The sequence below is a fragment of the Mycobacterium sp. TH-M116 genome (genome assembly GCF_057473685.1).
The window spans coordinates 1-6,114 of sequence record NZ_JBYCLC010000060.1; the positions used below are offsets into that span (position 1 = coordinate 1).

General features: G+C 68.6%; 7 protein-coding genes. 6 read left to right on the forward strand and 1 reads right to left on the reverse strand.

Annotated features, from left to right (window positions below; genetic code table 11):
- The 6 genes from AC2VOK_RS02865 to AC2VOK_RS02890 all read left to right on the forward strand — a co-directional run.
- Positions 1 to 866: lysophospholipid acyltransferase family protein (locus AC2VOK_RS02865; RefSeq protein WP_486944282.1), on the forward strand; the 866-nt coding region annotated here is incomplete at its 5' end.
- Between the two features lie 172 nt (positions 867 to 1,038).
- Positions 1,039 to 1,476 (forward strand): nitroreductase family deazaflavin-dependent oxidoreductase, encoded by a 438-nt coding sequence (locus AC2VOK_RS02870; protein ID WP_428899141.1) that lies wholly within the window; start codon positions 1,039 to 1,041, stop codon positions 1,474 to 1,476.
- A gap of 34 nt (positions 1,477 to 1,510) precedes the next feature.
- Positions 1,511 to 2,809 carry a threonine ammonia-lyase gene (gene ilvA / locus AC2VOK_RS02875; protein WP_428899142.1) on the forward strand — a complete coding sequence of 433 codons (1,299 nt, stop codon included), beginning with the start codon at positions 1,511 to 1,513 and terminating at the stop codon, positions 2,807 to 2,809.
- A gap of 125 nt (positions 2,810 to 2,934) precedes the next feature.
- On the forward strand, positions 2,935 to 4,326 hold the full coding sequence (locus tag AC2VOK_RS02880; protein WP_428899143.1) for a threonine/serine exporter family protein: 1,392 nt from the start codon (positions 2,935 to 2,937) through the stop codon (positions 4,324 to 4,326).
- A gap of 336 nt (positions 4,327 to 4,662) precedes the next feature.
- The gene (locus AC2VOK_RS02885; protein WP_428899144.1) at positions 4,663 to 5,181 is read left to right on the forward strand and encodes a DUF5994 family protein; all 519 of its coding nucleotides are present in this window, start codon (positions 4,663 to 4,665) and stop codon (positions 5,179 to 5,181) included.
- A gap of 112 nt (positions 5,182 to 5,293) precedes the next feature.
- On the forward strand, positions 5,294 to 5,527 hold the full coding sequence (locus tag AC2VOK_RS02890) for a hypothetical protein (RefSeq protein ID WP_428899145.1): 234 nt from the start codon (positions 5,294 to 5,296) through the stop codon (positions 5,525 to 5,527).
- A 63-nt stretch (positions 5,528 to 5,590) separates the two neighbouring features.
- Here AC2VOK_RS02890 and AC2VOK_RS02895 read toward each other — a convergent pair.
- On the reverse strand, positions 5,591 to 6,114 hold a 524-nt coding region (locus tag AC2VOK_RS02895), incomplete at its 5' end, for a DUF3459 domain-containing protein (protein WP_428899146.1).

The window sequence follows — 6,114 nt, forward strand, 5'->3', positions numbered from 1 at the left end:
CCTTGTCGATCAACGAAGTTCTGGCCACCGTGCAACCCCTGGCGAGCTACATCGCGGCGCGCAACTGGGCGGTGGCCGGCGCGGCGGACCTGACCAATCGCTCGACGATCCGGTGGACGCTGCACCAACTCGTCGCCTCGGGCGTGGTGAGCGTCTATGACGCGGGCACCGAAGCGGTGTGGGGTATGTGTCAGGACCAGCACCTGGTGGCGGCGTTCTACCGCAACACCGCGATCCACATCCTGGTCGACCGCGCGATCGCGGAGACGGCCTTGCTGGCCGCCGCGGAGAACGCCGAAGCCTCCCCGGACGGTTCGGTTTTGCCGGCGATGGTGCGTGACGAGGCGCTGAGCCTTCGGGAACTGTTGAAATTCGAGTTCCTGTTCTCCGCACGGGCGCAGTTCGAGAAGGAACTCGCCGACGAAGTGCGGCTGATCGGGCCGGCCGAGGACCCGGTGGACACCACCAAGGCCGCCGGCGCCGCCGAGGTGCGGCGGCTGTTGAGACAGGCCGACCTGCTGCTCGCGCATCTGGTGTTGCGGCCGTTCCTGGACGCATATCACGTCGTCGCCGACCGGCTGGCCTGCTACGAGGACGAGTCGTTCGACGAGCAGGCCTTTCTCGCGGAGTGCCTGCAGGTGGGCAAGCAGTGGGAGCTGCAGCGCCGGATCGCCAGCGCCGAGTCGAGGTCGATGGAACTGTTCAAGACGGCGCTGCGGCTGGCCCGGCATCGCGAGCTGGTGGACGGCTTCGAGGACCCGGACTTAGACCTGAATCTGGCCCGCCGGCGGCGTGAGTTCGCCGACGAGGTCGCCACGGTCATCCGGCGGGTCAACACCATCGCGGAGTTCGCCAGGGCGCGCTAATCCCACCAGTCACAAATCCGGGAGCACTTGGCTTTTTGCCCACCTCCGAGCGACAACTCCGTCGGCCACGATGCTTGTCGCGCGAAGGTGGGCACTTCGTCACGCGCCCCGGCTCGCGGTGACAAAGTGACCTCGCGGGGACAGAGTGACCACCGGGCCTAGAGTTGACAGCATGCCGCTTTCAGGTGAGTACGCACCCAGCCCGTGGGATTGGTCCCGCGAACAAGCCGACAAGTACGCCGCGTCCGGGGGAACCGAGGCCGCGGACATGCAGGGCAAGCCCATCATCCTGCTGACCACCGTCGGTGCCAAGACGGGCAAGCTTCGCAAAACGCCGCTGATGCGCGTCGAGCACGACGGGGAGTACGCGATCGTCGCCTCGCTCGGCGGCGCGCCCAAGAACCCGGTCTGGTACCACAACGTCAAGAAGAATCCGCGGGTGGAGCTGCAGGACGGCGGCGTCACCCGCGACTACGAAGCCCGCGAGGTGTTCGGTGAGGAAAAGGCCGCGTGGTGGGAGCGCGCCGTGGCGGCCTATCCGGATTACGCCGACTACCAGAAGAAGACCGAACGCCAGATTCCGGTGTTCGTGCTGACCCCCGTCAGCTGACGCTCCGCCCGGGTGGTCATGGCACCATTGAGCGGTGTCCGCCCACCTGAGCCATCCCCCGAGCACCTCACCGGTGTGTCCGCTTTCGGCGGTCGACATCGATGGCGCGGCCAGACGGATCGCCAAGGTCGTCGCGCCCACGCCGCTGCAGTTCAGCGATCGGCTGTCGGCGCTCACCGGTGCGCGGGTCTACCTCAAGCGCGAAGACCTGCAGATCGTGCGCTCCTACAAGATCCGGGGGGCCTACAACCTGCTGGTGCAGCTCTCCGGCGAGGAGCTGGCCGCCGGCGTGGTGTGCTCGTCGGCGGGCAACCACGCGCAGGGTTTCGCGTATGCGTGCCGGAGGCTGGGCGTGCGCGGCCGCGTCTACGTCCCGGCCAAGACGCCCAAGCAGAAGCGTGACCGGATCCGCTACCACGGCGGTGAGTTCATCGAGCTGATCGTGGGCGGGTCGACCTACGACCTTGCCGCCGAGGCGGCCCTGGCCGACGTCGAACGCACCGGCGCCACCCTGGTGCCGCCGTACGACGACGTGCGGACCATGGCGGGGCAGGGCACGATCGCCGTCGAACTCCTCGCCCAACTCGACGAACCCGGGGGGGAACCCGACCTGGTGGTCGTCCCGGTGGGCGGCGGCGGATGCATCGCCGGCATCACCACCTACCTGGCCGAGCGCACGACGAACACGTCGGTGCTGGGCGTCGAGCCGGCCGGGGCCGCGGCGATGATGGCCGCGCTGGCCGCCGGCGAGCCGGTGACGCTGGATCACGTCGACCAGTTCGTCGACGGAGCCGCGGTGCGGCGCGCGGGAACGCTGACCTACGCGGCGCTGGCCGCCGCCGGTGACATGGTGTCGATCACCGCGGTCGACGAGGGGGCCGTGTGCACCGCGATGCTGGACCTCTACCAGAACGAGGGCATCATCGCCGAGCCGGCGGGTGCGCTGGCGGTCGCCGGTCTGCTGGAAGCCGACATCGAGCCCGGATCCACGGTGGTGTGCCTGATCTCGGGCGGCAACAACGACGTCTCGCGATACGGCGAGGTGTTGGAGCGTTCGCTGGTCCACCTCGGCCTCAAGCACTACTTCCTGGTGGACTTCCCGCAGGAGCCCGGTGCGCTGCGCCGCTTCCTCGACGTGGTGCTCGGCCCCAACGACGACATCACCCTGTTCGAGTACGTCAAGCGCAACAACCGGGAAACCGGTGAGGCGCTGGTGGGTATCGAACTGGGCTCGGCCGCGGACCTGGACGGGCTGCTGGCGCGGATGCGGGCCACCGAGATCCACGTCGAGCCGCTGGCGCCGGGTTCGCCGGCGTACCGCTACCTGTTGTAATCCGCGCCAGGCGGGGTAGTCGAATAGATGTTCCTTCAGACATTCCGATGCCGCGGTGACTGGCTGCGGAAACCGATGCGGCGGCCGGTCAGGGCAGGCTCGCGCGCCCTAGGAGGCCACACCCGATGCGAGACGGCGACGAGGCCAGGGTTCGACAAGTTCTCGACGTCGCGCTGCGCCTCGGCCAACTGCTCTTGAGCTGCCAGTCGGGTACGGCAGACGTCGCGTCCACCATCATGGCGGTCACCGACGCCTATGGTCTTCCCGCCACCCATGTGGACATCGCCGCGAACGCGATCACGGTGTCCATTCCCAGAGCGGTGCCCGGCGCACCGGTCACCGCGATGTACGTGGTGGCGTCGCGGGCGCTGGACTACACCCGCCTGCAGTCGGCCACCGACCTCGCCCAGCGCGTCGTGGACACCACACCGGAACTGGACTGGGTCCAGGAGCAGTTGGACGCGCTGGAACGGGCCGAACATCCCTACCCGAGCTGGGTTTGCACCGTCGCGCTGGGCGTGATGGCCGGCGGCTTTTCCCTGTTGTTCGGCGCCGGAGCTCTGGCGGTGGTGATCGCGACGGCGACCACCGCGCTGATCGACCGGGTCGGCCGCATCCTCGGCCGCCGGCACCTGCCAAGCCTGTTCCAGCAGGTGGTCGCCGCCGCGCTGGCCACCGGCGTCACCGTCGGGCTCGACGCCGCCCATCGGCTGCCCGCCACCACTGCTCCCTCGGTGGTGGTGGCGTCCAACATCGTGGCGTTGCTGTCCGGCCTGACCAGCGTCGGCTCCGTGCAGGACGCCATCACCGGCTACCAGCTCACCGCCGCCTCCCGGATGATGGATGTCGCGCTCTCCTCGGCAGGCATCCTGGTCGGTGTCACCATCGCGCTGCGGATCGGTATGGCGGCCGGTGTGGACGTCAGCGTCAGCCCCGACCTGCAGATCGCCCCCCTGCGCCTGCCCGTGGTGATCGCGGCCGGTGCGGTCGGAGCCGCCGGAGCGGCGGTCGCGAGCTACGCGCCGCGCCGGGCGGCGCTGGCGGCGGGCGCGGCGGGAGCGACCGGCTCGCTGATCTACTTCGTGATGCAACTGCTCGGGGCCGGCGTCATCGTGGATTCGTTCGTCGCCGCCGCCGCGATCGGCATGGCCGGGTCCGTCGGTGCGCGCCGCGCCCGGGTCCCACCCCTGGTGATTGTCACGGCAGGCATCATCCCGCTGGTTCCCGGAATGGCCCTCTACCGCAGCTTCGTCGGCATGGTCAACGGGCAACCGAACGCCGGGGCCGGCGATCTGGTGGTGGCGGCGGGGACGGCGCTGGCGCTCGGCGCCGGTGTGGTGCTCGGGCCGCTGCTCGCGCCCTCGATCCGGCGCGAAGTCGCCCGCTACCGCCCTCGCATTCACGCAGGTGCGAAACAGCACACGGTCTCCCGGTACCCCATGCCGCTGCTCGCCGGTATCCGGTACGCCGCGCGCGGGTCGATCCGCGCGGGTTCGAGGGACCCGGATCCGGGCTAGCGCGGCGAGCCCGGCCCGGACCGGGTTGTCGGATCGGGAACGCGGCGGTCGGGCGCTGTGGACATCGACCTCGGAACCCGGTCTCGCTCAATCGACGCGATTGCGGCCGGCGAGGTGTAGTGTTCAACACGAGTTCTTGGTAGCCGGCGTGAATCTGCGTTTTCGTTGCGACTGCAACGCAAATGGTGGTTTCCGACTGGTTGTGTTTGTCGATCCCCACGTTCATGTGCCGGGTCAGCCGGAATCGAAGGGATCGTCGATGGGTCACCGGGAGTTGCGAGCGGGTCGCCTTGCCGCAGTTTTTGCTTTCGTCTCAGTCATGACGATCTCATCACCATGAACCCGGCGGTACGTGGCCGCCGCCTGGCCAGCCCTGTGCGGCTTGCCCTGGCTGCAGAACTGGGTTCGGCCGTCGACGGGGCGTGGTGGCCGCACACTTCCTCGATCGCGGCCGAGCTCCCCGAACTGGTGGGTGCCCTGTCCGCCCGCTTGGGGGAGATCGTCGACATCAGCGTCAATTGGTCGTCGCTGGAAAGCTCCCCGGACCTGGACGCGCTGAACCGGGTTCGGGTCGGCGATGCCGGCCGGGTTGTCGGGCGCCAGCGACTGATGGTGGTCGTCGGTAGCCGGGCCTGCGCCAACCTGCTGGTGGTGCCCTGCAGAACCTCTGCCACTCTGGCGACGATGGTGTTGCGGCAAGCCGCGGCCCTTCCCGTCGCTCGGGTGGAACGCGACAGTCAAGAATTTCGGACCGGCGCAGACATCATGCGTGCAGCGTGCACCGAGAGTGCGAGCTCTGGCCAGCGCTGGCCAGATGATCGCGGTGCTCCTGCCGAAGCGGCTGTGACCGATTGACGCAGACCCTACGCGCCGCTGAGACGTGTTCGCCGGGTGTGCGAGACGAATTCGCTCTTGGTCGGCGATGCGCAACGGCGCGCTCAACTCGTGGCGAGAAAGGACGAACGACATGATCGTACAGAACTGGATGGACGCACCCGAGATTCATCCGTCCCAGATCCGGGTCGGCGACACCATCGGGACGATCGAGCCCAGCCATCTGCCCTTCAGGGTGAAGATGATCGGCGAGCCGCAGAAAAGCCCGAAGCAGTGGACATTCTTCGGCCAGGATGACCACGGCCGGCAGCACGCGAGCACGTTCGGGGAGAACGAGGTCGTTCGCCGGTACGCCAAGTCCTCGTAGCCGCGTCCCCGCAGTTGCGCGAGCAGACGCGAAAGCCCCCGACACAGGCCCGCGGAAGGGCTTTTACGTCTGCGCGCGCAAAATGGCGAAGGAGTGACCCTCGAGCAGGGTGCCCTCGGCGTCGACTGCCGGTTCGCCCCACGCCGTCACGATCTCGCCGGTGACCGGCACCGTGACCGCCTGCGCACCCAGGTTGCACGCAATGCGCAACCGGCCGCGGCGCACCACGATCCAGCGCTCGTCCTCGTCGTAGTCGACGGCCAGGTGATCCAGCCACGGGTCGGCCAGGTCGGGGTCGTCGTGCCGCAGCGCGATCAGGTCGCGGTAGACCCGGAGCAGGCGGGCGTGCTCGCCGGATTCCATTTCGTCCCAGTCGAGCTTGGAGCGCTGGAATGTCTGCGGGTCCTGCGGGTCGGGGATGTCCCCATTCTTTGAGGCGTCCCAGCCGTGTTCGGCGAACTCGGCCTTGCGGCCCTCAGCGGTGGCCTGCGCGAGCTCCGGTTCGGGATGCGAGCTGAAGAATTGGAACGGCGTCGAGGCGCCCCACTCCTCGCCCATGAAAAGCATTGCCGTGTAGGGCGATCCGA